Below are 25,397 nucleotides of genomic sequence, written 5' to 3'. Positions count from 1 at the left end.
GTGGGCGGTCCGCCTACAGCAGTTCCTTCAGCCGTTCCGCCAGCAGGTCCCAGCGCCACTTCTCCTCCACCCAGGCGCGGCCGCGTTCGCCCATCGAGCGGCGCAGCGCGGGGTCCCGCAGCAGGGCGATGATGCGGTCGGCCGTGGGGGCCGGGGACCCGCCGGGGACGACCCAGCCCGTCTCGCCCTCCAGGACGGCGTCGGGGGCGCCGCCCGAGTCGCCCGCCACCACGGGCAGGCCGGTGGCGGAGGCCTCCAGGTAGACGATGCCGAGGCCCTCGACGTCGAGCCCGCCGCGGCGGGTGCGGCACGGCATCGCGAAGACATCGCCGGCGCCGTAGTGGGCCGGCAGTTCCTCCCACGGGACCGCGCCGGTGAAGCGCACCGCATCCGCGACGCCCTTCTCCCGGGCCAGTGCGTGCAGGTCCTGCTCGTACGGGCCGCCGCCGACGATCAGCAGCACGGCCTCGGGCACCGCGGACAGGATGGCCGGCATCGCCTCGATGAGGGTGTCCTGGCCCTTGCGCGGCACCAGCCGCGAGACACACACCACCACCGGCCGCCCGGCGAGCCCGAGCCGCTCCCGTACGGCGTCGCCGCCCGAACCGGGATGGAAGGTCTTCTCGTCGACGCCGGGCGGGAGTTGGACCATCCGCGCGGCGGCCTGTGGGGTGAGCACACCGGCGATCCGCGAGCGGGTGTACTCGCCGAGGTAGGTGAGGATGTCCGTCCCCGTACCGATCCGGCGCAGCAGTTGGCGGGCGGCCGGCAGCTGCGCCCAGCCCGCCTCGTGGCCGTGCGTGGTCGCCACGATGCGGCGCGCGCCGGCCGCACGGAGCGCGGGCGCCATCAGCCCGAGCGGCGCCGCCGCCCCGAACCATACGGAGGAGCAGCCGTGTTCGCGCAGGAGGCCGGTGGCCCGCCGGGTCACCCTCGGGGTGGGCAGCAGCATCGTCGTACGGTCCCGGATCACCGGGAAGGGCTGCTCCGCGTCGAAGGCGGCGGTGGCCGCGCGCCCCTCCTCGCCGCGCTTCCAGGTCGAGGCGTAGACGACGACCTGGGTGGGGTCCAGGCGCAGCGCCATGCTGTGCAGGAAGGCCTGGATCCCGCCCGGCCGGGGCGGGAAGTCGTTCGTGACGATCAAGGTCTTGTGCACGATGGTCTCTCGACGGTCGGACTCGGCGGTTGTGGCCCGACAGTACCGGTCGGTGCCCGGTGGGCGACCGCCCGCCCCGCCACGCCCCTGCCTGCTCTACGGTCGTGACAGCCACTACCGGCATCATGCAGGCAGCACGAGCGGGCGGCAGCGGCAGGTACGGGGAGCAGGGCGCCGGGTCGAGGGCCGCGAGCGGCGGCCGGCACGCAGCGGCCGAGTAGCGATGAGGTGACGATGACCAGCATCAGCAGAGCGCGCGGGGTGTGGCTCCCGGTCGCGGCCTGGGCCCTGACCCGGGCCGTGGTCCTGCTGTGTGTCCTGAGAGTGCTGGTGCTGCCGGGGCCGGATGTCACCACCGATGTCTCGGTGATCTACCAGGGCTGGTTCGAGGTCCTGAAGACCGGCACCTTCCCGCTGAACGATGTGACCTGGCAGTACCCGCCGGCCGCCGCGCTCGCCATCCTCTCCCCCGGCCTGCTGCCGTTCCTGGGCTACGCCCCGGCGTTCTACACCCTGGTCCTGATCGCGGACGCGGCGACGCTGGCGCTCCTGCTGCGGGCCGGCCGGCGCGCCGACCACCGGCCGGCCGGCGCCTGGGTGTGGATCGCGGGGGTGGCGCTGCTGGGCCCGACGGCCTACGCCCGCTACGACCTGATGGTCACCGCCGTCGCCGTCGCCGCGCTGTTCGCGGCCGTCCGGCGGCCACGGGTGGCGGGCGCGCTGATCGCCTTCGGGGCGCTGCTGAAGGTCTGGCCCGCTCTGCTGCTGACCGGGGCTGCGCTGCGGGGCCGCCGGGCCCGCGCCCTGTGGTGGAGCGCGGCCGGCACCGCGGCCGCGCTGACACTGCTGTTCGTGACCGCCGCACCGGGCGCGCTGGCCTTCCTCACCTTCCAGCGCGACCGCGGTACGGAGGTCGAGTCGCTCGGGGCGCTGGTCTTCCATGTCGCCCGCCACTACGGGTGGGACGGCCAGGTGCTGCTGAACTACGGCTCGCTGGAGTTCCTCGGTCCGGGTGTCCCGTTCGTCAGCACCGTGGCGCTCACCCTGAGCCTGGCCGCCGTGGGCTGGCTGTTCCTGTGGCGGGTGCGGGTCGGGGAGCTGCGCCCCGCGACGCTGTGCGAGGCCGCCTTCACCGCCACGCTGCTGTTCACGACCACGAGCCGGGTGATCAGCCCCCAGTACATGCTCTGGCTGGTGGGGCTGGGCGCGGTGTGTGTGACCGTACGCGCTGGCCGGCAGACGCTGCCGGTGGTGCTGGTGCTGCTCGCCACCGGGGTCACGCTGCTGGAGTTCCCCGTCGGTTTCGCGGAGGTCGTGGCGAGCGAGCCGTGGGGGGTCACCCTGCTGATCGTGCGCAACGGGCTGCTGGTCGCCGCGTCGCTGATCGCCTGCCGCCGCCTGTGGGCCTCGACGCGCGGCGGCGGGCAGGAGCGGACCGGGACGGCCGGCGTGGTGCGCGCGCGCCGTGCGGACGACGCTGCCGCCACCGCTCTCCCGGAGCTCACCGGCGCCGCCCCGCGGCCACGGACGGACGGGGCAACGCCGGCGCCGTGAGCCCCTCCCCCGCCCTCACCGCGCCAGCTGTTTGCGTACATAGGCCCGCCACTGCCGGGTGAACTCCGCCATCCCGACGCCCAGTTGGGTGCGCAGGGCGCGGTCCGTCCGGTCGGCGCGGGCCTTCGGCCGGTGTCCGGTGCGGGCGGCCGGGGTGGTCGGCCGGGGGCCGGCGGAGCCCGCCGTGGCCGCCTCCATCGGCGCCCCCGCACCCCTCGCCGCGACCGGTACCGCGCTCCTGCCCGCCGCCCGGTAGAAGGCGATCAGCTTGGCCTCGCCCCACTTCCCGGCGATCATCCGGCAGGCCAGCCAGCTGCCCTCGTACGCCTTCGCCAGCCGGTCGGCGCCCGCCTTGAAGCCGAAGTCCTCGTCGGTCGGCAGGCGGGCGGGGAGCTTGCCGGTGGCGGCCGCGCGGGTGAGTTCGGGGGCGGTGAGGGCGGCCTTGCGGCGGATGCCGCGGTAGGCGGCCCAGTCGGCGAATCCCTCGGAGAGCCACAGCGGGGTGGCCGCCGTGGTGGCCATGCGGGTGGCGACATGGGCGGTCTCGTGGGTGAGGACCACCCTGCGGCCCAGGTCGTTGAGCTCCTCGTACGCGTCCGGGTTGATGATCACGCGGTCCGCGGGCGCGGTCGTCGAGACCCCCGCCTCCCCGGTGGTGACCGCCGCGATCCCCGCGTAAACCGACGGATCGTCGCTGCCCATCAGCTGCGCCATCCGCTCGACCGAGTCCGGCGCCTCCACCACGACCTTCTGCGACCACTTGCCCTTCCAGGCCGAGGAGACCGCGGGCACCGCCTGGTCCACCCGGTGCGCCAGATCCTTCAGCCGCGCCCGCTGTGCGGTGCCGCCGAGCACCAGGCTGTGTTTGCCGCGGACCAGCTGTACCGGCCCCTGGTCCCACAGCTGGCGGGTGCCGCTCCGGCCGGCCGCCGTGCCATCGGTGTCGGAGGAGATCAGCCAGCGGCCGTCGCGCTCGGTCAGGGTGAGGTACTGGACGGCATGGACCGGCGCGGAGTCGAAGCCCTTGAGGCGGTAGCGCAGCCGCACCTTCGCGGCCAGCCGCGCCCGGTCCCCGTCGGCCGGGAGCGGGAAGGCGTCGGTGGAGTCGAGGTCGTAGTGCCAGTCCGTCAGCGGCACGCCCTTGAGATGGCCGAACATCGCGCGCTGACGGTCACGGTAGCCGGTGGCCCGCGGGTCGACGGAAGCCAGGAAGCCCGCCGCGTCCCGCCGCTCGACGGCCCGTGCGCGGGTGTCGAGCATCCGCTGGACGTCGGGGAAGCGCGCCGTGGCCGGCGGGGGCCCCGCGGGCCCGCAGCCGGCCAGCGGGGCGAGCAGCGCGAGGAGCAGGGCGCAGCAGCCCGCCGCCGCGGCCCGCGACGGCCGCCGTCTCGCCCACCGGTGTGACATGCGGACGATCGTAGATCCGGCCCGGGCGGGGCAAAAACGCGGAGATCCGCCTCAGGGCCTGGTGACGGACGAGATCGGCATCATCCCCACGGGGTCGTAGCGGACCCGTGCGCCGGGGTAGGGCGCGTGGACCACCTGGCCGTTGCCGACGTACATCCCGACGTGGCTGGCGTCCGAACGGTAGATGACCAGGTCACCGGGTTGTGCCTGGCCGAGCGGCACCTGCCGTCCGGCGCCCCGCTGGGCCTGCGAGGTACGCGGGAGGGAGACTCCGGCCCGGCCGTAGGCCCATTGGGTGAGTCCGGAGCAGTCGAAGGACGAGGGGCCGCTGCTCCCCCAGGCGTACGGGCGGCCCACCGCGGCACGCACCGCGGCGACGGCGGCGGCGGCCCGCCCGGAGGCCGGTACGGCGCCGCCCAGGTCCGGGACCGCCTCACGGTGCCCGTCGCTGCGGGAGGCCCGGTCGTAGGCCGCCCTGTCGCCCTTGGGGAGCGCGTTCAGCAGCCGTCGCGCGGTGGCCAGCCGGCGCTGGAGGTCCTTCTTGTGGCGGGCGACGGCCTTGCGGCTGGTCTCCAGCTCCGTGAGCTTCTGGGCGGTCTCCCTGCGCTGCTGCTCCAGGGAGCGCGTGGCCGCCCGGAGGCCGCGCAGCTCATCGGCCTGCCGACTGCCGAGCCGGTCGAGCGCGGAGGCCTTCTCCAGGTAGGTGTCGGGCCGTTCGGAGAGCATCAGCCGCACCGTGGGGTCCACCCCGCCCGAGCGGTACTGGGCGGCGGCCAGCGCACCCAGCCGGCCGCGCATCCGGTTGACCCGCTCCTGGGCGCGGGCGGTGCGTTCCTGGAGGGCTGCCACCTCGTGGCGCAGCTCCTTGGTCCGGGCCTGTGCGCCGTTGTACTTCTCGGTGGCCCGCTCCGCCTGCGCGTAGAGGCTGTCGACCCGTGCGGCCGCCGCCTCACGGGCGGTGGACGGCCGGCCCGCGGGGTCGGCGGAGGCCGGTGGAGCCGACAGCGCGGCGGCCGCGGTCGCCAGGGCGGCCGACACAACGGTGACCCCGGCGAGGGTGGTCTGGCCGTGCTGCGAGGTACGGCGGTGGGACACCACGAGAGCCGCACTCCTTCCATGGGGTCCCCCCTGCTCGAGCGCAGCCGAGAGCTCGGGGAAAGCCCCTGCCGCCCCGGGAGGGCGGTCGGTGAACCGGATGCTGCGCGGGCAGAGAGTACGGCGCCGGTGCACACCCGCCCAAAACCCTCATTCGTCCGCAAAAAGCCGCCCCGTCGGTGACTGTGCAGGTCACCGGCGGGGCGGCAGGTCAGCGGCCGGGGCCGCAATTCGCCCGTTCGGGCGGCAGGTTGAGGCGGTTGTGAGGCTTTTCAGACCCGCACGCCATACATGAAGGGCATGTTGTTGATCGACTCGTAGCGCACGTTGGCGCCCGGCTTCGGTGCGTGCAGGACCTGGCCGTTGCCCGCGTAGAGGCCGATGTGGTGCAGATCGCTGTAGAAGAGCACCAGATCGCCGGGCTTGAGGGCGCTCTGCGAGCTGATCTGAGTACCGGCGCTGGCCTGTGCCTGCGAGGTGCGCGGCAGCGACTGGCCGGCCTGCTGGTACGCCCAGGAGGTCAGACCCGAGCAGTCGAAGGACGACGGGCCGGTGGCGCCCCAGACGTACGGCGAACCTATCTTGGACTGAGCGGCGGACAGGGCGGCCGCACCGCGCTGCGAAGCCGGCACGTCATCGCCGAGGTTGACCCGCTCGTTGCTGCGGTTGGCGCGGTTCTCCTCGGCCTGCATGGCCGCCCGCTCCTTGGCGGTCATCTTGTTGAGCAGCTCCTGCGCCTTGCCGAGCTTGCCCTTGATCTCGTCCTTCTTGTCACCGAGCGCCTTACGGGTCTCGGAGAGGTCCTCGATCTTGCTCGCGGCCTCCGCGCGCTCCTGGGCGAGCCGGCGCTGCTTGTCCGCGATGGTCTTCAGCTGGTCGGCCTGCTTGCCGCTCAACTGGTCGAGCGTGGCGGCCTTTTCGAGGTAGGAGTCCGGGTCGCCGGAGAGGAACAGCTGGACCGAGGGGTCGATGCTGCCGCTGCGGTACTGGCCGGAGGCGACCGCACCGAGGCCCTTGCGAAGCTGGTTGAGCTCACCCTGACCACGGGCAACCTTGTCCTGGAGGTCGTCGACCTCCTTCTGGAGCTTCTCCTGCTGCTCCTTGACGCCGTTGTACTTCTCGGTGGCCTGCTCGGCCTCCCCGTAGAGCTTGTCGACCTCGGACTTGACGTCCTTCTTCGACTGCTGGGGGTCGGCCTGGGCGGCCTGGGACGAGAGGGCCACGGCCGCCGCGGCGGTGGCGGTCAGCACGGTCACGCGGGTACGGCTCGGCTGCTTGGGTCGACGGTGGGACGCCACGGGGGCGAGCTCCTTCTTCCTCCAGCCGCCTACCGGGAAGTGGGGGGGTGAGACCCCGGCTCCGCGTGAACGCCGCGGACTCGGCGGTTCCTTCACGGTTCATCCCGGTTGGATGATCAGATTCATGAAGGTTCGGGCCTGACCTTAGTAACCGAGCTGTGATCGCTTCAAATCCTCAGGGAAAAATTCTGCGCCACAAGCCCCATCCTTTACCAACATCACACAGGTAGTAAGCGCCACTTGACGCTCAGATACGGATCGCCGGCGGATTTCCGCATCGGGCGCCTCCGGCAGGGGGATTTTCAGGTCCTGGCAAGTCGCTTGAGAAGCAGGGCCGATGCGACCGGGCGCGCCCCGGCCTTCGCCACCCCGTCGGCCACTTCCCGGTCCGTGGAGACCACGACGACCGGACGGCCGGGCGGTTCGGCCCTTACGAGCTGACGAATCAACTCATCGGCCGTTACGCCCGGTTTACTGAACAGGACCCGGACCCCGCGCGGCGGCGCGAGCAGCACCGGCGCCGCCAGCTCCGCCCCGTCGAAGACACAGGTCATCTCGGCGCCGGTCTGCGCCGCCAGCACCGCGAGACCACCCAGCAGCCGCAGCCGCTGCTTTTCGAGCGGCATGGTCGGATAGCCGGTTTTGGTGACGTTGTAGCCGTCCACCACCAAATGCGCCTGCGGCAGGGCGAGAAGCTGGTCGAGCAGCGCCGGGTCCATCTCCGACAGCGCCCGGGTCGCGATGTCCTTGGGCGTCATCCGCCCCGGCGCGACCGCCTCGACGGTGTCCGCAGGGTGGACGTTCGCGGGCGGCAGGGCCAGTTCGCGGCGCAGCCCCTGCGCCGCGTCCAGGACCGTGTCCAGCAGCAGGCGCAGCCGCATGTCCTCGACGCTGCGGCCCTCACGGGCGGCCCGCCGACTGGTCTCCAGCGCCGTCTCGGCCTCGGCGATCCGGCCCTTGAGCCGGCGCACTTCGCTGTCCGCGGTGGTCTTCTCCGTGGCCGCCCGGTCCCGCGCCTCCGTCAGCGCTGCCTCGGCCTTGCGGACCGCGGCCTCACCGCGCTTGACGTCGCTGAGCGCACTGCGCAGCTTGCGCCGCAGCGACTCGTTCTCCTTGCGGACGGCGTCCAGGTCCACCCGGATCCGGTCGGCCTCCGTACGGGCCTCGCCGCGCGCCTGCGCCAGCTCCTCGCGCAGGCGGGCCAGCTCCTGTTCGGCCTCCTCGCCGGCCCGCTCGGCGCGCGCCCGCTGGGCCTCCTCACCGGCCGCCGCAACGAGCTTGACCCAGCCCTCGGGCCGCAGCACATAGGCCGCCGCCGCGACATCGAGCGGATCGGCGGCCGCGGGCGGGGTGCCGTGCTCCAGCGCCGCGGTGAGTTCCGGCTGCGCCTCACGCAGCTTGCCCGCGATCCGCTGCCGGAAGACCGCGTCGCTCTCCAGCGCCGCGGCCATCGCGTTTCCGGCGAATTTGGCCCGACGAGTCGGGGTGAACCGGGCGTACTGCCGCAGCGGGGGCGGGAGTTCGGCGACCGTCAGCGCGCCGAACGACTCCGCGGTGAGCGCCACGACGCGGCGCCGTACGCCCTCGGGCAGCGGTCGGTCGAGCACCTCGTCCGCCGCACCCTCAGGTGCGTCGTCACGCTGGGCCCCCGGCTCCCCTTCTGGACGGTCCACCACGGCTGCATCGCTCCGATCTCAGGCGTTCGCGCCCGGACGGTCCACCAGCTCGATCTGGTCGACCGCGTTGCACCAGCGGCAGCGCACGGACTCGATGCTCTCACTGAGGACCTCGCGCTCCTCCACCTTCGGGTCCCCGGCCAGGTCCAGGTGGACGTACTCCACCACCTTCGACTGGCGGGTCACGTCGAAACGCGTGAGGTTGCCGCACAGTGTGCAGCGCCACCGGGTTCCGGCCGTCGGCAGGGGAACAGCCATCGTGTCGTCCTCTTTCGTGCTCATCGTCATGTGCTGCTGCGCGGTTCACGCGGTGCGCCGTCGGACTGCGGAAGTACGCAAAGTACTGCCTGTAACCCTACGGCCTGACGGGGGGCCGGTGCGGGCCCCGCCCAGGTGACGGGACACGGCGAGGCACTCTGTCCCCATTGCCCGCATTGAGTCATGATCACTTCATGACGGCGCCGGCCCCCTCACCCCGTTCTCCCCGCTCGTCCGGTCTCCTCCCCCGCCGTCCGCACCCCACCCGGTCCTTGACCGCGGTGTTCTCGCGGATGACGAATGTGCTGATCGGCCTGTGCTGTGCGGTCTTCGTGCTCGGCCCCGCCTCCGGCCTGAACCGGATATACGGCACCGGCGATGCCCTGCTGAAGGCCCAGACCGCCTATTACGAGCGGTGGGGCGTGATCCCGCTGGATCTGTGGAGCGGCTCGGTACGGGCGCTGATCACCCCGCTCACCGCACTGTTCGTGCACGGCAGCTGGCTGCACCTGCTCGGCAACATGCTGTTCCTGTACGTCTTCGGCGCGATGGCCGAGGCACGCATGGGCCGGCTGCCGTTCACCGCCTTTTACCTCATCATCGGCTACCTGGCGCTGCTCGGCTACGCGGCCGCACACGCCGGCTCGGGCCAGACGCTGGTGGGTGCCTCCGGCTCCATCTCCGGCGTACTGGGCGCCTTCCTCTACCTGTTCCCCACGGCCCGGGTCACCAGCCTCTTCCCGTTCCTCTTCTTCCTGCCGCTGCGCTTTCCCGCCTGGATCGTGCTGCTCTTCTGGTTCGCCCTGCAGTGGCAGGCCGCGCAGGACGACCCCCGCGGTCCGGGCGTCGCCTACCTCGCCCATGTCATCGGCTTCGCGCTCGGCTTCCTCTACGCATGGGCCCGCTACGGGAGGGATAGTGTGGGAGCCACCAGGGCGAACGACCGGGCGACCGAGGAAGAGAGCCAGCCGTGATCACGTCGATCGTGCTCATCAAGACCAGCGTGGACCAGATCCCGGAGATCGCCGAGAAGATCGCCGCACTGGACGGGGTCAGCGAGGTCTACTCGGTCACCGGGGCCCACGACCTGATCGCCATGGTGCGGGTCGCCGCCCACGACGACCTCGCGGACGTCATCCCCGGCCGCATCAGCAAGATCCCCGGCGTCGCCGCCACGGAAACGCATATTGCGTTCCGCACGTATAGCCAGCATGACCTTGAGGCCGCCTTTGCGATTGGGCTGGAGGCCTAGCCCGTTCGCTGCGCTTTGCCTTCGGGCCCACGTTTTCGGCTGTCCCGCCGTGAGGGTTGCTCGCCGTTTGTTGCCCGCTGCGCGGTGCCCTGCGCTGCGCTTTGCCTTGGGCCCACGCTTTTGGCTGTCCCACCGTTGCGCCTGGCGGCGGGCGGGTCCGCTGCGCGGGGCTGTCGGGGTGCGGTGACGGACCTCCGCGGGTGGGTGTCCGGACTGCTTCGCTTTACGTCCGGACACCCACCCGCTCCGGCCCGTCCCCTCCCGTGAGGGGGATGAATAAACCTCGGTGGGAGTGCACGCCGGTGGTCCGCTGCTCCTCGCGAAGCAGGAGTGATTCGTCCTACGGACGCCCGCCCCCACCCACCGCCACTACTCCCCCAACGGGAGGGGACGGGCCGGAGGGGCCGGTGTGTGGGACGTAAAGCGAAGCAGTCCCACACACCGGCCCCGGAGGCCCGTCACCGCACCCGACAACCACCCAGCCCGCCGCAGGCGCAACGGCGAACAACCCCCACGGCGGAACAGCCAACAACGTGGGAATTATGCGGGCACACAACGCCCGCTTTCCGTGCGGTAGTTCCAGCGGGCGCCATGCGTCACCAGTTCCCTGACCGCTCGCACGAAGCGGTCAACGTGCTCATCCGGCGTGCCAACGCCCAGGCTGACGCGGATGGCGTTGAGGGACTTTTCGCCGGGGGCCGCGTCGGGGGCGCCGCACTCGCCGGGGTCCTGGGGCTCGCTGCCGAGGAGGGTGCGGACGAGGGGGTGGGCGCAGAAGAGGCCGTCGCGGACGCCGATGCCGTACTCGGCCGACAGCGCGGCCGCGAAGTGGGAGCTGTTCCAGCCCTCGACGACGAAGGAGAGGACGCCCACCCGTGCGGCGTCCTCGCCGAAGAGGGAGAGCACGGTGACCTCGGGTACGTCGGCCAGGCCGGCGCGGAGGCGGGCGATCAGCTCCTGTTCGCGGGCGACCAGGCCGTCGAAGCCGGCCTCGGTCAGGGCCTGGCAGGCCGAGGCAATCGCGTAGGCGCCGATGACGTTGGGCGAACCGGCCTCGTGCCGGGCCGCGGTGGTGTGCCACTCGACGTCCACCCCGCCGTCCGTGCGCCGGGAGACCTTGCGGCTGGCGCCGCCGCCCGCCAGGTACGGGTCGGCGTCCCGCAGCCAGTCCGCGCGGCCGGCCAGCACCCCGGCGCCGAACGGCGCGTACAGCTTGTGGCCGGAGAAGGCGACCCAGTCCACGTCCAGTTCCCCGAGGTCCACCGGGTGGTGCGGGACGAGCTGCGCCGCGTCCAGCACGATCCGGGCGCCGTGCGCATGCGCGGCGGCCGCCAGCTCCTGCACCGGCCACAGCTCGCCGGTCACATTCGACGCACCGGTCACACAGACCAGCGCCGGGCCGTACGGCTCGCGTGTGGCCAGCGCCTTCTCCAGGGTGTCCACCGCCTGCTGCGGGGTGCGCGGGGCGTTGAGGTAGGTCACCTCGACATCGGGGCGCTGCTCCCACGGCAGCAGCGAGGCGTGGTGCTCGGTCTCGAAGACGAACACCCGGGTGCCCTGCGGGAGTACGGCGGCGAGCAGGTTCAGCGAGTCGGTGGTGGAGCGGGTGAAGACGACCTGGTCCTCGGCCCGGCAGCCGAGGAACTCCGCAATGGTGCGGCGGCTGTTCTCGAAGAGGTCGGTGGACAGCTGCGAGAGGTAGCCGGCGCCGCGGTGCACGCTGCCGTAGTACGGGGCGTAGGCCGCCACGTCGTCCCAGACCCGCTGGAGCGCGGGGGCGCTGGCGGCGTAGTCCAGCGCGGCGTAGTCGACCTCGCCGCCGGTCACGAGCGGGACGAGGACATCCCGGCCCAGGACCGGCAGCGGGGCACAGACGGAACGGTCGGCGGCAACGGCGGAAACAGACATGGCGAACTCCCGTGAGAGGTAAGCGAATTCGCTGCGGGCGGGGGCGCGGAAGGGCGCGCCGGGGCACCGCGGCGGGAAAGGAAAAGGGATGCGGAAAAGGGGCCGTCGGGCCCTAGCGCATTCGCTGAATCACGGAGGTTCTCCCTCGGGGACCAGGATCCCTGGCGAGGGATCCGCGCTTGCCGCAGACCTCGCTGCCTACGGCCTGGTCATCACCCGGGGCACCCCGCCACGGAAGGAGGGTTGCCGGACAGCGGGCCGGGGCCTGCATCGCTGTCACTCGTGACCTGGGCAGAATCATGCCACACGGGCAAAGAGGCGCAAGGCCCGGTCCGTATGACGGACTGAGCCTTGCGTCACACCCTGCGTCACCGCGCGCTCATGTGTTGCTGGCGGCCACCCAGCGCTCCAGCGCCCGCTTGGCCGCCCCGGAGTCGATGGAGGCGGCGGCCCGCTCGATCCCGGCCCGGATCTGCTCGGCCAGCGGAGCGTCGGCCGGCTCCAGTGCGACCAGCGCCGCAGCGGAGTTCAGCAGCACCGCGTCGCGCACCGGGCCGGTCTCGCCGTCCAGCAGCCGGCGGGCCACATCCGCGTTGTACGAGGCGTCCGCCCCACGCAGCGCTTCCACCGGCACCAGGGGGATCCCCACGTCCCGGGGGTCGAAGGGCTCCTCGCACACCGTGCCGTCCCGGACGATCCACACCCGGGAGGTCGCGGTCGTGGTCAGCTCGTCCAGGCCGTCGTCGCCGCGGAAGACCAGCGCCGACGAGCCGCGCTCGGCGAGCACCCCGGCCAGGATCGGCGCCATCCGGGCGTCCGCGACACCGGTCGCCTGGGCGCGGACCTTCGCGGGGTTGGTCAGCGGGCCCAGCACATTGAAGGTCGTACGGATACCGAGCTGGGCACGGGCGTTGGCGACATGCCGCAGCGAGGGGTGGAACTTCACCGCGAAGCAGAAGGTGATGCCCGCTTCCTGGGCGACCTCGGTGACCCGCTGCGGGGTGAGGTCGAGATTGACCCCGAGCTTCTCCAGGACGTCGGAGGCACCGCTGGCCGAGGAGGCGGCGCGGTTGCCGTGCTTGACGACCTTGGCGCCGGTGCCGGCGACCACGATCGAGGACATCGTGGAGATGTTGACGGTCTTGGCGCCGTCGCCGCCGGTGCCGACGATGTCCACGCTGGGGCCCGGCACCTCGATCAGCCGGGCGTGCGCGTACATGGTGCGCACCAGGCCGGAGATCTCGGCGACGGTCTCGCCCTTGGCGCGCAGCGCGACCGCGAACCCGGCGATCTGGGCGTCGCTGGCCTCGCCCCGCATGATCTTGTCCATCGCCCAGGCCGTGTCGTCCGCGCTGAGGTCACGGCCGGCGAGCAGGGCGTTGAGGAGGTCCGGCCAGGTGTGGGCCGCCACGCTGTCGCCGCCAACCGGGGTCACAACGTTCATGGTCCACACTCCTGGATTGTCTCCTGCTTATGCCGTCACCCTATCGAGCCGCCGGGCACGCCGGAGGGCCCCGTCCGATCATCGGACGGGGCCCTCTGGGTGGCGTACTCCCTACGGTGCGCTAGGAAGCGCTGCGGTGATCAGTGGTGGCCGTGGCCGCTGCTGATCTCCTTGTACTCCTCGGCCGTGGCCTTCGGGATGACGTTGTCCTCGCCGTAGTAGGCCTTCGAGAGCTTGGCGCGCAGCTTCTGCGAGCGCGACAGCTTGCGCTCCACACCGTTCTCGTCGACCTCCGGGCCCAGCTCGAGCGGCGCGGGCTGCTCGTGCTGCGTGAGCACGTGCAGCTGCTCCTGGTCGAGCGGCTCGTGGACCTCGATGAACTCACCGTGCGGCAGGCGCTTGATGATGCCGGACTCGCGGCCGTGCAGCACCTTGTCCCTGTCGCGCCGCTGCAGACCCATGCAGATCCGCTTGGTGGCGATGAAGGCCAGCACCGGAAGGACGAAGAATCCGATCCGGACGAACCACGTGAGCGAGTTGAGCGACAGGTGGAAGTGCGTCGCCCACAGGTCGTTACCGCCGCCGATCAGCATCACGAAGTACGCGACGAGCCAGGCGACACCGAAGCCGGTACGGGTCGGGACGTTGCGCGGGCGGTCCAGGATGTGGTGCTCGCGCTTGTCGCCCTTGACCCAGGACTCGATGAACGGGTAGACCGCGATCGCGACCAGGACCAGCGGGAAGATCAGGATCGGGATCAGCACACCGAAGTTGAGGGTGTGGCCCCAGAAGTTCCACTCCCAGCCCGGCATGACACGCACCAGACCCTCGGCGAAGCCCATGTACCAGTCGGGCTGGGCGCCGGTGGACACCTGGTCCGGCCGGTAGGGGCCGATCGCCCACACCGGGTTGATGCTGGCGATCGCGGAGATCACCGCGATCACACCGAAGACCAGGAAGAAGAAGCCTCCGGCCTTGGCCATGTAGACCGGCAGCAGCGGCATGCCCACGACGTTGTTGTTGGTCTTGCCGGCACCCGGGAACTGGGTGTGCTTGTGGTAGAAGACCAGGATCAGGTGCGCCACCAGCAGGCCGAGCATGATGCCCGGCAGCAGCAGGACGTGCACCGTGAAGAACCGCGGGATGATGTCGTGCCCCGGGAACTCCCCGCCGAAGATGAAGAACTGCAGGTACGAACCGACCAGCGGCATCGCCAGGATGACGCCCTCGATGAACCGCACACCGGTGCCGGAGAGCAGGTCGTCGGGGAGCGAGTAGCCGGTGAAGCCGGTGAACATGCCCAGCACCAGCAGCAGGAAGCCGAACAGCCAGTTGACCTCGCGCGGCTTGCGGAAGGCGCCGGTGAAGAACACCCGCATCATGTGGACCATCATCGCGGCCAGGAAGACCAGCGCGGCCCAGTGGTGGATCTGCCTTATAAGCAGCCCGCCCCGCACGTCGAAGCTGATCTCCAGCGTCGACTCGAAGGCCTGCGTCATCCGGATCCCCTGCATGGGCACGTAGGAACCGTGATAGGTCACCTCGGCCATGCTCGGGTGGAAGAACAGCGTCAGATAGACACCGGTCAGGATGATGATGATGAAGCTGTAAAGCGCGACCTCACCCAGCATGAAGGACCAGTGGTCCGGGAAGATCTTGCGCATGTTGGACTTGGCCAGGCTGTAGATGCCCAGCCGGCCGTCCGCCCAGTCGGCGATCCGCTCGCCCCGTGGCGCCTGGCCACGGCGCGTGGTGGTCGCGCTCGTCTCGTTACTCATCCGCGCTCCCAGAAGCTCGGGCCGACGGGCTCCTCGAAGCCGCTTGCGGCCTCCAGGAAGCCGTCCTTCTCCGTGATGTGCAGCTGCGGCAGGGCGTGTCCGGCCGGACCGAAGATCACCCGACCGCCGTCAGAGAGGTCGAACGTCGACTGGTGGCAGGGGCAGAGCACGTGGTGCGTCTGCTGCTCGTACAGGCTGATCGGGCAACCCACGTGGGTGCAGATCTTCGAGTACGCCACGATGCCCTCGTGCGACCAGGAGAGTTCGTGCTTGTCCTTGATGTTCTGCGGCTGGATCCGCACGAGCATCAGGGCGTCCTTGGCGATCTGGACGTTGAAGTCGTGATCGTCTTCCTCCAGGCCCTCGGGCTTGGCGAAGGTGAGGGAGCCGACCGCGATGTCCTCGGGACGCAGCGGGAGGTTGGTGGACTGGTTGACCAGGCGGACGCCCTTCTTCCAGCCCGTGGTGCGCAGCTTGTTCCCGGGCAGCGGCCCGAGGTCACGCAGCAGCACGACGCCGGAGAGCGGCACCAGGGCCATCGCACCGAACATCGTGTTGCGGATCAGCTTGCGGCGGCCGACCTGCGACTCCTTCGCACCCTGTGCGAAGTCCGCCATCACCTTGGCCCTGACCTCCGGCGGCGCCTCGATCGGGTGGCGCTCGTCGGCGACCTCCTCGTCCGACATCAGCGTGCGGGCCCAGTGGACCGCGCCGGCGCCGATGCAGAAGAGCGCCGCGCCGAGCGTCAGACCGAGCGCGAAGTTCAGCGCGCTGATGTTGCCGATCGGCCAGATGTAGACGTTCTTGTCGATCGGGATCGCCACGTACGAGGCGATGAAGGCGACCGTGGCGAACATCGACACGATGAAGAGGAGGGCCACGGTGCGCTCGGAGCGCTGGGCAGCCCGCTCGTCGATGTCCTGGGCGCGGTGCTCGTGGGGCGGCAGCCCCGGGTCGGCGAACGGGTTCTCCGCCGTGGCCACCGCACCTTCGTGAGCCGTCTCCCGCTCACCGGGAAGGGTTTCTTCTGGCACGTCTTCGTGTCGTCCAGTCTCGCTCATGACTTCTTGGCCTTCGTAGTCCGGGCTGCGACCCAGATGGCGACCGCGACCAGCGAGCCCAGGCCGAAGATGTAGCCGAAGAGACCCTCACTGACCGGACCGAGACCGCCGAGGTCGAGGCCGCCCTGGCTCTCGGATTCATCGCCGTTGACGGCGTCGAGGTACGCGATGATGTCCTTCTTGTTCTGCTGCGACAGCGAGCCGTCACCGAAGGAGGGCATGTTCTGCGGGCCGGTCTCCATGGCCTCGTAGATGTGCTTCGGGTCCACGCCCTCAAGCGTCGGTGCGTACTTGCCGTCGGTCAGGGCGCCGCCCTTACCGGTGAAGTTGTGGCACTGCGCGCAGTTGGTGCGGAACAGCTCGCCGCCCTTGCCGATGTCAGCACCGTCCGGGCTGTACTGCGCCTTCTCCGGCACGGTCGGGCCGGCGCCCAGCGAGGCGACGTAGGCCGCGAGCTGGTCGATCTGGGCGTTGGTGTAGATGTTCTTCTTCCGCGGCACCTGGGCGCCGGGCTGCTGGGCCGGCATCCGGCCGGTGCCCACCTGGAAGTCCACGGCTGCGGCGCCGACGCCGACCAGGCTGGGGCCGTCGGAGGTGCCCTGACCGCCGGTGCCGTGGCAGCTGGCGCAGCCCACGGCGAAGAGCTTCTTGCCCTCCTTGATGGCAAGAGACTGGGCGGTGTCATCGGCCTGAGCCTTGTCCGCCGGCGCGAACGCGGCGTACAGCCCCCCAGTGACCGCCAGCGCGAAGAGTAGGACGACGAGCGCCGCCAGCGGATGGCGCCGTCGTGCGGAGAGCTTTTTCACGGATTACCCCGGTGTCAGGATCTTCTGCGTCGATGCTTTGGATATGTCTGTCTGATACGAGCCGGTACGGGCCCGGACTACTTGATCAGGTAGATCGTGGCGAAGAGGCCGATCCAGACGACATCGACGAAGTGCCAGTAGTAGGACACGACGATGGCCGCGGTGGCCTGCGTGTGGGTGAACCTCTTGGCCGCGTACGTCCTGCCCAGGACCAGCAGGAAGGCGATCAGACCGCCCGTCACATGCAGTCCGTGGAAGCCGGTGGTCAGGTAGAACACCGAGCCGTACGGGCCGGACGAGAGCGACAGGCCCTCGTGCTTGACCAGCTCCGTGTACTCGAAGACCTGACCGCCGATGAAGATCGCACCCATGACAAAGGTGACCACGAACCAGGACCGGAGCTTCTTGACATCGCCGCGCTCGGCCGCAAAAACGCCGAGCTGGCAGGTCAGAGAGCTGAGCACCAGGATCGTGGTGTTGGTCGCGGAGAACGGAAGATTCAGCGCATCGGCGGATTCCTTCCAATACTCGGATCCGGTCACCGATCGAAGGGTGAAGTACATCGCGAAGAGGGCCGCGAAGAACATCAGCTCGGAACTCAGCCAGATGATGGTTCCGACGCTGGTGAGGTTCGGCCGATTGACCGACGGGTGCGCGTGCCCGGTTTCTACTGTCGTTGCTGTCGCCACGACCGACATTATGTCGGTCGCTTATCCCGCCCTCACTCCGGGGGGTGCCGTTCGGTGTGTCAAGGGCGTATGCCCTGCTCGTACGGCCCCTTTCCGCGGTCGCTCGAAGGAGGGACGCACCCGGCCGGCCACGGAACCCCGGCCCCGCCGGCACCGGTCCTGACGGGCCGTCGGGCAGATCTTGGATCCGGTCAACCCCTCCTGCGGGCGCCCCCTGCGGGAGTAGCATCCGCCCCACCCAATGCTGTGCCGCTACGAAGCGTGGAGGAACGATGCAGGCGACTGCCACGGTGCTGGTCTACAGCGACAACGCCAACACCCGCGAGCAGGTCCGGCTGGCGGCCGGACGGCGCCCCGCCGCCGATGCCCCGCAGATCGAGATCCTGGAGTGCGCCACCGCGCCGGCCGTCCTGACGGCCCTGGAGCAGGGCGGTATCGACGTCTGTGTGCTGGACGGCGAGACCGCTCCCGCGGGCGGCATGGGCGTCTGCCGGCAGATCAAGGACGAGATCTACCGGTGCCCGCCGGTGCTGCTGCTGATCGGCCGCCCCCAGGACGCCTGGCTGGCCACCTGGAGCCGGGCGGACGCCGCGGTGACCCATCCGCTGGACCCGGTGGCCTTCGCCGACGCCCTGGCCGGGCTGCTGCGCCGCAGGAACCTCGTACAGGCCTGAGCGGCCTGCTGGGCGGCGCTCAGATCCTCGGGCGCAACCGGGCGTCGCCGACCGGGTTCTGCGCTCGCTCGGCCGCTCCTGTGGTGCTGGAGGCCTTGCTCTTCAGTGCGCTGCCGTCCCGCCATTCCTTCCAGGGCATGTTCCAGTCACCGAAGCCGTTGTCGAACGGCGTCATGGTGTCGCCGCCGCTGTTGACGACCTTGACGACGTCGCCGACCCGCACGGTGTTGAAGAACCACTGGGCGTTGCCCGTGGACATGCCCGTACAGCCGTGGCTGACGTTCGCCGCGCCCTGTGATCCGACGGACCAGGGTGCGGCGTGGACGTACTCCCCGCTCCAGGTCACCCGGGTGGCCCAGTAGACCGGCAGATCGTAGGACTCCGAGCCGGCGGCGATGCCGACGGTCGAGCTGCGCATCCGTACGAAGCTCTCCTTGGCGAGGACGACCTTGACGCCGTTGCGGGTGGAGAAGCCGGGCTTGCCGGTGGTCACGGGGACGGTCTTGATCGACTCACCGTTGCGCCACACCGTCATCTGGTGCGTGCCCGCGTCGGTGACGGCCTCCACGCGGTCGCCGGTGGTGAGCTTCACGGGCTTGGACGGGCCTCCGTAGAGCCCCTTGGCGATCTTCAGGCCCGCCAGGTTGCTGTGCACCGAGATCGTGGCGTGGGCGGGCCAGTACTCCTTCGGGCGGAAGTGCAGTTTCTTGTTGTCCACCCAGTGCCAGGCGCCCTCGACCCGCGGCATGGAGTCGACCTTCAGGGCGCTCTCCACGATGGCGCGGGCCTTCGGATCCTTGATGGGCTGGCTCAGCTCCGCGGTGACCGGCTGGCCGACACCGTACTCGCCGGCCTCCGGCCCGAAGGCGGCGGTCAACTGGCCGTCCGCGTCCTTGGTGTTGACCACGAGCGTCTTGCGGCCGGGCGAACCGTCCTCCTCCTCGGTGCTCACCCGCACCGTGTAGCGGGTGCCGGCGGCCAGGGGCACGGTGGTACGCCAGTGCCTGCCGTCGGCGCTCAGCTCGCCGTGGACGAAGCGGCCGGTGGAATCGGTGGCCGTCACGTCGGTGATGCGCGCGTCGTCCCCCTTGACGGACACCTCCAGCGGCTTGTCGGGGTCCGCCTTCTTCTTGCCGTCGGGGGTGTTGGCCGAGATCTGGTCGGCCGCGTCGTAGGGATTGGCGGAGAGCGCATCCGAATCCGAGCCCCCGCACGCGGTGGCGCTCACCGCAAGGGGCACGAGCAGGAGGCCGCAGCTCAGCACCGTCCGGGTTCGAGGTCTGTGACTCATGCCCCAAAAATATGAAGAATCACCTGTCCCAGCGCGCTGGAGGACTGCAAACGGGTCTGCCCCCGGCACCCAAAAGCGGCGGGCCCGGACACCTGTTGAGTGTCCGGGCCCGCCGTACGGCAGCAGTGCGGCCGTTTACTGCGTGCGGTTCTCGCCGTGGTAGTACTCGAAGACCCAGCCGAAGAGACCCACGAGGATCACCGGCAGGGAGAAGTACAGCAGCCACCAGCCGAAGACGACGCCCATGAAGGCGAGCGCGCCACCGACGGCCAGGGACAGCGGCTGCCAGCTGTGCGGGCTGAAGAAGCCCAGCTCACCGGCGTCGTCCGAGACCTCGGCGTTCTCGTTGTCCTGCGCACCCGCGTCGACCCGCCGGGCCGTGAAGGCCAGGTAGTAGCCGACCATGATGCACAGGCCGAAGGCGAGGAACAGTGCGGTGGTACCCGCGGGCTCCTTCGACCAGACGCCATAGACGATCGCCATGGCGAGGACGAAGACGGAGAGCCAGATGAACATCTTGCCCTGGATCTTCACTTGCCCGCCTCCTTGCCGCCGGCGAGGGACTTGTCGTCCTCGGTGGCGCGGCCGTTGTGCAGCGCGTCGAGAGCTGCGATCTCCGGGTGGTGCAGATCGAACGCCGGGGATTCGGAGCGAATACGCGGCAGCGTGAGGAAGTTGTGCCGCGGGGGCGGGCAGGACGTCGCCCACTCGAGCGAGCGGCCGTAGCCCCAGGGGTCGTCGACCTCGATCTTCTCGCCGTACTTCGCCGTCTTCCAGACGTTGTACATGAACGGCAGGATCGACAGGCCCAGCAGGAACGAGCTGATCGTCGAGACGGTGTTCAGCGCCGTGAAGCCGTCGGCCGCGAGGTAGTCCGCGTAACGCCGCGGCATGCCCTCGGCACCCAGCCAGTGCTGGACGAGGAAGGTGCCGTGGAAGCCCACGAACAGCGTCCAGAAGGTGATCTTGCCGAGCCGCTCGTCCAGCATCTTGCCGGTGAACTTCGGCCACCAGAAGTGGAAGCCGGCGAACATCGCGAAGACGACCGTACCGAACACCACGTAGTGGAAGTGCGCCACGACGAAGTACGAGTCGGAGACGTGGAAGTCCATCGGCGGCGAGGCCAGGATGACACCGGTCAGACCACCGAACGTGAAGGTGATCAGGAAGCCGATCGTCCACAGCATCGGCGTCTCGAAGGACAGTGAGCCCTTCCACATCGTGCCGATCCAGTTGAAGAACTTCACACCGGTCGGCACCGCGATCAGGAACGTCATGAACGAGAAGAACGGCAACAGCACGCCGCCCGTCACATACATGTGGTGCGCCCAGACCGTGACCGAAAGACCGGCGATGGAAATCGTCGCCGCGATCAGACCGATGTAACCGAACATCGGCTTCCGGGAGAACACCGGAATGACCTCGGAAATGATGCCGAAGAACGGCAGGGCGATGATGTACACCTCGGGGTGGCCGAAGAACCAGAAGAGGTGCTGCCAGAGCAGTGCGCCACCATTGGCCGCGTCGAAGACATGCGCACCGAATTTACGGTCCGCCTCCAGCGCGAACAGCGCCGCCGCCAGCACCGGGAAGGCCAGCAGGACCAGCACACCGGTCAGCAGCACGTTCCAGGTGAAGATCGGCATCCGGAACATCGTCATGCCAGGCGCCCGCATGCAGATGATCGTCGTGATGAAGTTGACCGAACCGAGGATCGTGCCGAAGCCGGAGAAGGCCAGACCCATGATCCACATATCGGCACCGACGCCCGGCGAACGCACCGCGTCCGAGAGCGGCGAGTACGCGAACCAGCCGAAGTCGGCCGCACCCTGCGGGGTGAGGAAGCCTGCCACCGCGATCAGCGAGCCGAAGAGGTAGAGCCAGTAGGCGAACATGTTCAGCCGCGGGAACGCCACGTCGGGCGCGCCGATCTGCAGCGGCATGATCCAGTTCGCGAATCCGGCGAACAGCGGCGTCGCGAACATCAGCAGCATGACCGTGCCGTGCATCGTGAACGCCTGGTTGAACTGCTCGTTCGACATGAGCTGCGTGCCGGGACGGGCCAGCTCGGCGCGCATGAGCAGCGCCATCAGGCCGCCGACGCAGAAGAACGCGAACGACGTGACCAGGTACATCGTGCCGATGGTCTTGTGGTCAGTGGTCGTCAGCCACTTCACGACAGCGATGCCGGGTTGCTTCTTGCGTACGGGCGGTGCTGCCGGAGCCGTATCGGCGGCGGCACCCTGAGGTTCGTTGAGGATGCTCACTGGTTCTTGGTCTCCGCATTCCTGGCGTGATCCGTCTGCTCGATGCCCGACGGCAGGTATCCGGTCTGGCCCTTCTTCGCCAGGTCCTTCAGATGCTCCCGGTACCGCTCAGGGGAGACGACCTTGACGTTGAAGAGCATCCGGGAGTGGTCGACACCGCAGAGCTCGGCGCACTTGCCCATGAAGGTGCCCTCCTTGTTGGGAGTCACCTCGAAGACATTGGTGTGGCCCGGGATGACGTCCTGCTTCATCAGGAACGGCACCACCCAGAAGGAGTGGATGACGTCGCGAGAGGTCAGCACGAACTGAACCGTCTCGCCCTTCGGCAGCCACAGGGTCGGACCGGGGTTGCCGGTCTGCGGGTTCCGCGTGCCCGGGGTGCCCGTGTCGTAGACACCGTCGGCACCGGCCGGCGCGGTCTTCTTCCACTTGTCCGGGATCGCGTCGAGCGCGCTGGAGTTGATGGCCGACGTCGACTTGTCGCCGTCCACGTTCTCCAGATAGTTGAACGCCCAGCTCCACTGGAAGCCGACCACGTTCACGACGTGGTCCGGCTTCTTCGAAGTCTTGAGGAGTGCGCTCTCATCACGCGCGGTGAAGTAGAAAAGCACCGCAATGATGATGAACGGCACAATCGTGTACAACGCCTCGATCGGCATGTTGTACCGGGTCTGCGCGGGGACCTCCACCTTGGTCCTGCTGCGGCGGTGGAAGATCACGCTCCAGATGATCAGGCCCCACACCAGCACGCCCGTTGCGAGGGCGGCGGCCCAGGAGCCCTGCCAAAGAGAGAGGATCCGCGGCGCCTCGTCGGTGACGGGCGTTGGCATGCCGAGGCGGGGGAAGTCCTTATATGTGCAACCAGTCGCGGTCGCCAGGACCAGGCCCGCAGCAAGCACCTGCGGCAGCTTCCGCCGCATCGGGCGCCGCGACGAGCGGTCGGAGCCGTTGGGACTCACGTAGCGCCTTCCCGAGAGTCTCGCCCGCGAGACCGGCTGCGGCCGTCTCGCTGGTCGGTCGCCGGCCCTGGCGCGGGCAGGGGTTTGGATGTTTATGCGGACCAAACCCTACTGGACGCTATTTGGGGTCGCGCGGGGAGGGTGCCCAACGCGCCGCGTCGCACCCCTAAGGGGTGGCCAGGGCCTCTCGGAGACGCCCTCCGGAGTCCCGATTACCCGCTTTCACCAGGCATCTGACGCCGCGCCCGGCCCCGGGCCGCACCGCTGTCCCGGCGCGCGCCGAGCCACCCCGCCCGCCGCGGGACCGGGGCCCTGCGCCCCCGCCCGGCCGGGTGCGGACACCTCCCCCCGGGAACGGGGCGACTAACGTCTCGTATGTGCCCTACTTCGACGCGGCGTCCGCCGCCCCGCTGCATCCCGTCGCTCGTGAGGCCCTGCTCGCCTCGCTGGACGAAGGCTGGGCCGACCCGGCCCGCCTCTACCGGGAGGGGCGGCGCGGCCGGCTGCTGCTGGACGCGGCGCGGGAGGCCGCGGCCGAGGCCGTGGGCTGCCGCCCGGACGAGTTGGTTTTCACCCCTTCGGGGACGCAGGCCGTCCATTCCGGAGTCTCCGGTGCGCTGGCGGCCCGTCGGCGTGTCGGTCGCCGGCTGCTGCACTCCGCCGTCGAGCACTCCTCCGTCCTGCATGCCGCCGAGGTGCATGAGGCGGCCGGCGGCAGCCGCTCGGAGCTGGCGGTGGACCGTACGGGCCGGGTGGCGGCCGGGGACGTCGCCGCCGCGCTGGACCCGGACACCGCGCTGGTCTGCCTCCAGTCCGCCAACCACGAGGTGGGGACCGAACAACCGGTCGAGGAGGTGGCCGCGCTCTGCCGGGAGGCGGGCGTACCCCTCCTGGTGGACGCCGCGCAGTCACTGCCCTGGGGGCCGGTGCCCGGCGGCTGGTCGCTGCTGACGGCGAGCGCCCACAAGTGGGGCGGTCCGCCCGGTGTGGGGCTGCTCGCGGTCCGCAAGGGGACCCGGTTCGCTGCTCAGGGGCCGCGGGACGAGCGCGAGTCGGGCCGCAGCCCGGGGTTCGAGAACATCCCGGCGGTCGTGGCCGCCGCGGCGTCCCTGCGCGCGCTGCGGGCGGGCCCGGAGACCGCGGACGAAGCGGCGCGGCTGCGGCGGCTGGTGGACCGGATCCGGACCCGGGTGCCGGAGCTGGTGCCGGATGTGGAGGTGGTCGGAGATCCGGTGCACCGCCTCCCCCACCTCGTCACCTTCTCCTGTCTCTATGTCGACGGAGAGGCGCTGCTGCACGAGCTCGACCGGGCGGGGTTCTCGGTGTCGTCCGGGTCGTCCTGCACGTCCAGCACCCTGACGCCGAGCCATGTGCTGCGCGCGATGGGCGTGCTGTCCGAGGGGAATGTCCGGGTCTCGCTGCCGTACGGCACGGACGAGGCGGATGTGGACCGCTTCCTGGAGGTGCTGCCGCAGGTGGTGCGTGCGGTGCGGGAGCGGCTGGGCGTCCCGGCGGCGGGCCGGGAGACGGCGGCGACGACGGCCGGCGGGGCGGCGGAAGCGGCTCCGGCGGGCGAGGAGCCCGGCGAGCCCGCCGAACCGGCCGGTCTCGTCGTCGACTCGCTCGGCAAGCGCTGTCCGCTCCCGGTCATCGAGCTGGCGAAGGCGATCCACGAGGTGCCGGTCGGCGGGACGGTGACGGTGCTCTCCGACGACGAGGCCGCCCGGCAGGACATCCCCGCCTGGTGCACCATGCGCGACCAGGAGTACGTGGGTGAGCGGCCGGCCGAGCGCGGCGCCGCGTATGTCGTGCGGCGCCGCGCCTGACCCGGCGGTTCAGACCAGGTGCTGCTGGACCTCGGCGGCGGCCTCGTGGCCGTAGGCCTTGGTGAAGCGGTCCATGAAGTGGCTGCGGTGCAGCTCGTACTCCTGGGTGCCGACGGTCTCGATGACCAGCGTCGCCAGCATGCAGCCGACCTGGGCGGCGCGCTCCAGGCCGACGCCCCAGGCCAGACCGGACAGGAAGCCGGCGCGGAAGGCGTCGCCGACGCCGGTGGGGTCGGCCTTGGCGTTCTCCTCCGGGACACCGACCTCGATGGCCGGCTCGCCGACCCGCTCGATCCGGACGCCGTTGGAGCCGAGGGTGGTGACGCGGGTGCCGACCTTGGCGAGGATCTCCTCGTCGGTCCAGCCGGTCTTGGACTCGATCAGGCCCTTCTCGTACTCGTTGGAGAAGAGGTAGGCCGCGTCCTCCAGGAGGGTGCGGATGGCGTCGCCGTCCATCCGGGCGATCTGCTGGGAGAAGTCGGCGGCGAACGGGATGGAGCGGCTGCGGCACTCCTCGGTGTGCCGGATCATCGCCTCGGGGTCGTCCGCACCGATCAGGACGAGGTCGAGGCCGCCGACCCGCTCGGCCACATGCTGCAGCTCGATCAGCCGGGCCTCGCTCATCGCGCCGGTGTAGAACGAGCCGATCTGGTTGTGGTCGGCGTCGGTGGTGCACACGAAACGGGCGGTGTGCAGGACCTCGGAGATGCGGACGGAGCGGGTGTCGACGCCATGGCGGTCGAGCCAGGCGCGGTACTCCTCGAAGTCGTTGCCGGCGGCACCGACCAGGATCGGCTCGGTGCCGAGCTGGCCCATACCGAAGCAGATGTTGGCGGCGACGCCGCCGCGGCGGACGTCGAGCTGGTCGACCAGGAACGAGAGGGAGACCGTATGCAGCTGGTCGGCGACCAGCTGATCGGCGAAGCGGCCGGGGAAGGTCATCAGGTGGTCGGTGGCGATGGAGCCGGTGACTGCGATACGCACGACGGGTCTGCTCC

The 25,397-nt window shown here is 70.3% G+C and carries 22 protein-coding genes and 1 riboswitch; of the genes, 5 read left to right on the top strand and 17 right to left on the bottom strand.

Annotated features, from left to right (window positions below; translation table 11 throughout):
* Positions 1-13: 13 nt before the first annotated feature.
* Entirely contained in the window at positions 14-1,156 is a 1,143-nt protein-coding gene (locus SLV14N_RS29105; protein WP_208684911.1) for a glycosyltransferase family 4 protein, read from the bottom strand.
* A gap of 234 nt (positions 1,157-1,390) precedes the next feature.
* Here SLV14N_RS29105 and SLV14N_RS29100 point away from each other — a divergent pair, with 234 nt between their 5' ends.
* The gene (locus SLV14N_RS29100; RefSeq protein ID WP_263271721.1) at positions 1,391-2,710 is read left to right on the top strand and encodes a glycosyltransferase 87 family protein; all 1,320 of its coding nucleotides are present in this window, start codon (positions 1,391-1,393) and stop codon (positions 2,708-2,710) included.
* A 15-nt stretch (positions 2,711-2,725) separates the two neighbouring features.
* Here SLV14N_RS29100 and SLV14N_RS29095 read toward each other — a convergent pair whose 3' ends face one another.
* The 5 genes from SLV14N_RS29095 to SLV14N_RS29075 form a co-directional block, all read right to left on the bottom strand.
* On the bottom strand, positions 2,726-4,117 hold the full coding sequence (locus SLV14N_RS29095) for a hypothetical protein (protein ID WP_263271719.1): 1,392 nt from the start codon (positions 4,115-4,117) through the stop codon (positions 2,726-2,728).
* A gap of 51 nt (positions 4,118-4,168) precedes the next feature.
* Positions 4,169-5,215 (bottom strand): NlpC/P60 family protein, encoded by a 1,047-nt coding sequence (locus SLV14N_RS29090; RefSeq protein WP_263271717.1) that lies wholly within the window; start codon positions 5,213-5,215, stop codon positions 4,169-4,171.
* A 269-nt stretch (positions 5,216-5,484) separates the two neighbouring features.
* On the bottom strand, positions 5,485-6,510 hold the full coding sequence (locus SLV14N_RS29085) for a C40 family peptidase (protein WP_208684903.1): 1,026 nt from the start codon (positions 6,508-6,510) through the stop codon (positions 5,485-5,487).
* A gap of 302 nt (positions 6,511-6,812) precedes the next feature.
* Positions 6,813-8,186, bottom strand: a complete 1,374-nt coding sequence (locus SLV14N_RS29080) for an NYN domain-containing protein (protein ID WP_018093494.1) — start codon at positions 8,184-8,186, stop codon at positions 6,813-6,815.
* Positions 8,187-8,204: 18 nt separating this feature from the next.
* Positions 8,205-8,444 carry a hypothetical protein gene (locus SLV14N_RS29075; RefSeq protein WP_208688153.1) on the bottom strand — a complete coding sequence of 80 codons (240 nt, stop codon included), beginning with the start codon at positions 8,442-8,444 and terminating at the stop codon, positions 8,205-8,207.
* Positions 8,445-8,737: 293 nt separating this feature from the next.
* Between SLV14N_RS29075 and SLV14N_RS29070 the strand changes: the two genes are divergently transcribed.
* Together SLV14N_RS29070 and SLV14N_RS29065 are read left to right on the top strand one after the other, a co-directional pair.
* Entirely contained in the window at positions 8,738-9,418 is a 681-nt protein-coding gene (locus SLV14N_RS29070) for a rhomboid family intramembrane serine protease (protein ID WP_263273310.1), read from the top strand.
* Positions 9,415-9,696, top strand: coding sequence for an Lrp/AsnC family transcriptional regulator (locus SLV14N_RS29065; protein WP_018093491.1), 282 nt, complete (start codon positions 9,415-9,417; stop codon positions 9,694-9,696). The genes SLV14N_RS29070 and SLV14N_RS29065 overlap by 4 nt, the downstream gene beginning before the upstream one ends.
* 540 nt (positions 9,697-10,236) lie before the next feature.
* Here SLV14N_RS29065 and SLV14N_RS29060 read toward each other — a convergent pair.
* The 6 genes from SLV14N_RS29060 to SLV14N_RS29035 all read right to left on the bottom strand — a co-directional run bounded on the left by SLV14N_RS29060 (position 10,237) and on the right by SLV14N_RS29035 (position 17,391).
* On the bottom strand, positions 10,237-11,604 hold the full coding sequence (locus SLV14N_RS29060; RefSeq protein WP_263271713.1) for an aminotransferase class V-fold PLP-dependent enzyme: 1,368 nt from the start codon (positions 11,602-11,604) through the stop codon (positions 10,237-10,239).
* Positions 11,605-11,774: 170 nt separating this feature from the next.
* Positions 11,775-11,892, bottom strand: a riboswitch (SAM riboswitch).
* A 91-nt stretch (positions 11,893-11,983) separates the two neighbouring features.
* Entirely contained in the window at positions 11,984-13,048 is a 1,065-nt protein-coding gene (trpD, locus tag SLV14N_RS29055) for an anthranilate phosphoribosyltransferase (protein WP_263271711.1), read from the bottom strand.
* 140 nt (positions 13,049-13,188) lie between these two features.
* Positions 13,189-14,826: a cytochrome bc complex cytochrome b subunit gene (locus SLV14N_RS29050; protein WP_208684899.1), complete on the bottom strand. Its 1,638-nt coding sequence runs from the start codon at positions 14,824-14,826 to the stop codon at positions 13,189-13,191.
* Positions 14,823-15,887 (bottom strand): ubiquinol-cytochrome c reductase iron-sulfur subunit, encoded by a 1,065-nt coding sequence (locus SLV14N_RS29045; RefSeq protein ID WP_263271710.1) that lies wholly within the window; start codon positions 15,885-15,887, stop codon positions 14,823-14,825. Before SLV14N_RS29045 ends, SLV14N_RS29050 begins: the two co-directional genes overlap by 4 nt.
* Positions 15,884-16,693: a c-type cytochrome gene (locus tag SLV14N_RS29040; RefSeq protein WP_208684898.1), complete on the bottom strand. Its 810-nt coding sequence runs from the start codon at positions 16,691-16,693 to the stop codon at positions 15,884-15,886. Before SLV14N_RS29040 ends, SLV14N_RS29045 begins: the two co-directional genes overlap by 4 nt.
* Positions 16,694-16,770: 77 nt before the next feature.
* Entirely contained in the window at positions 16,771-17,391 is a 621-nt protein-coding gene (locus SLV14N_RS29035; protein ID WP_208684897.1) for a heme-copper oxidase subunit III, read from the bottom strand.
* A gap of 263 nt (positions 17,392-17,654) precedes the next feature.
* Here SLV14N_RS29035 and SLV14N_RS29030 point away from each other — a divergent pair, with 263 nt between their 5' ends.
* Positions 17,655-18,056 (top strand): hypothetical protein, encoded by a 402-nt coding sequence (locus SLV14N_RS29030; RefSeq protein WP_018093710.1) that lies wholly within the window; start codon positions 17,655-17,657, stop codon positions 18,054-18,056.
* Positions 18,057-18,075: 19 nt separating this feature from the next.
* Here SLV14N_RS29030 and SLV14N_RS29025 read toward each other — a convergent pair whose 3' ends face one another.
* The 4 genes from SLV14N_RS29025 to coxB all read right to left on the bottom strand — a co-directional run bounded on the left by SLV14N_RS29025 (position 18,076) and on the right by coxB (position 22,573).
* Positions 18,076-19,347, bottom strand: a complete 1,272-nt coding sequence (locus SLV14N_RS29025; RefSeq protein WP_208684896.1) for an Ig-like domain-containing protein — start codon at positions 19,345-19,347, stop codon at positions 18,076-18,078.
* Positions 19,348-19,482: 135 nt separating this feature from the next.
* A complete protein-coding gene (locus tag SLV14N_RS29020) occupies positions 19,483-19,881 on the bottom strand; it encodes a cytochrome c oxidase subunit 4 (protein ID WP_018093712.1) in 399 nt (132 codons plus the stop codon).
* Entirely contained in the window at positions 19,878-21,614 is a 1,737-nt protein-coding gene (gene ctaD, locus SLV14N_RS29015; RefSeq protein WP_127150458.1) for a cytochrome c oxidase subunit I, read from the bottom strand. Before ctaD ends, SLV14N_RS29020 begins: the two co-directional genes overlap by 4 nt.
* The gene (coxB, locus tag SLV14N_RS29010; RefSeq protein ID WP_208684894.1) at positions 21,611-22,573 is read right to left on the bottom strand and encodes a cytochrome c oxidase subunit II; all 963 of its coding nucleotides are present in this window, start codon (positions 22,571-22,573) and stop codon (positions 21,611-21,613) included. The genes ctaD and coxB overlap by 4 nt, the downstream gene beginning before the upstream one ends.
* 377 nt (positions 22,574-22,950) lie before the next feature.
* Here coxB and SLV14N_RS29005 point away from each other — a divergent pair, with 377 nt between their 5' ends.
* Positions 22,951-24,399 carry a cysteine desulfurase/sulfurtransferase TusA family protein gene (locus SLV14N_RS29005; protein WP_263271707.1) on the top strand — a complete coding sequence of 483 codons (1,449 nt, stop codon included), beginning with the start codon at positions 22,951-22,953 and terminating at the stop codon, positions 24,397-24,399.
* A gap of 9 nt (positions 24,400-24,408) precedes the next feature.
* Here the strand turns inward: SLV14N_RS29005 and SLV14N_RS29000 are convergent, their stop codons facing one another.
* On the bottom strand, positions 24,409-25,383 hold the full coding sequence (locus tag SLV14N_RS29000) for a carbohydrate kinase family protein (protein WP_263271706.1): 975 nt from the start codon (positions 25,381-25,383) through the stop codon (positions 24,409-24,411).
* Between the last annotated feature and the right edge of the window lie 14 nt (positions 25,384-25,397).

The sequence above is a fragment of the Streptomyces sp. Je 1-4 4N24 genome (assembly GCF_026239515.1).
Classification (GTDB): Bacteria; Actinomycetota; Actinomycetes; order Streptomycetales; family Streptomycetaceae; genus Streptomyces; species Streptomyces nigrescens.
Note: the sequence above shows the minus strand (reverse complement) of the source record. Positions and strands in the feature narration are given on the sequence as shown.

Excerpts from the sequence above, each read along its gene's own strand:
- SLV14N_RS29100 (WP_263271721.1), top strand. The coding sequence starts at position 1,391 with ATGACCAGCATCAGCAGAGCGCGCGGGGTGTGGCTCCCGGTCGCGGCC.
- SLV14N_RS29095 (WP_263271719.1), bottom strand. The coding sequence starts at position 4,117 with ATGTCACACCGGTGGGCGAGACGGCGGCCGTCGCGGGCCGCGGCGGCG.
- SLV14N_RS29075 (WP_208688153.1), bottom strand. The coding sequence starts at position 8,444 with ATGGCTGTTCCCCTGCCGACGGCCGGAACCCGGTGGCGCTGCACACTG.
- SLV14N_RS29070 (WP_263273310.1), top strand. The coding sequence starts at position 8,738 with ATGACGAATGTGCTGATCGGCCTGTGCTGTGCGGTCTTCGTGCTCGGC.
- SLV14N_RS29060 (WP_263271713.1), bottom strand. The coding sequence starts at position 11,604 with ATGTCTGTTTCCGCCGTTGCCGCCGACCGTTCCGTCTGTGCCCCGCTG.
- trpD (WP_263271711.1), bottom strand. The coding sequence starts at position 13,048 with ATGAACGTTGTGACCCCGGTTGGCGGCGACAGCGTGGCGGCCCACACC.
- SLV14N_RS29050 (WP_208684899.1), bottom strand. The coding sequence starts at position 14,826 with ATGAGTAACGAGACGAGCGCGACCACCACGCGCCGTGGCCAGGCGCCA.
- SLV14N_RS29045 (WP_263271710.1), bottom strand. The coding sequence starts at position 15,887 with ATGAGCGAGACTGGACGACACGAAGACGTGCCAGAAGAAACCCTTCCC.
- SLV14N_RS29035 (WP_208684897.1), bottom strand. The coding sequence starts at position 17,391 with ATGTCGGTCGTGGCGACAGCAACGACAGTAGAAACCGGGCACGCGCAC.
- SLV14N_RS29030 (WP_018093710.1), top strand. The coding sequence starts at position 17,655 with ATGCAGGCGACTGCCACGGTGCTGGTCTACAGCGACAACGCCAACACC.
- SLV14N_RS29025 (WP_208684896.1), bottom strand. The coding sequence starts at position 19,347 with ATGAGTCACAGACCTCGAACCCGGACGGTGCTGAGCTGCGGCCTCCTG.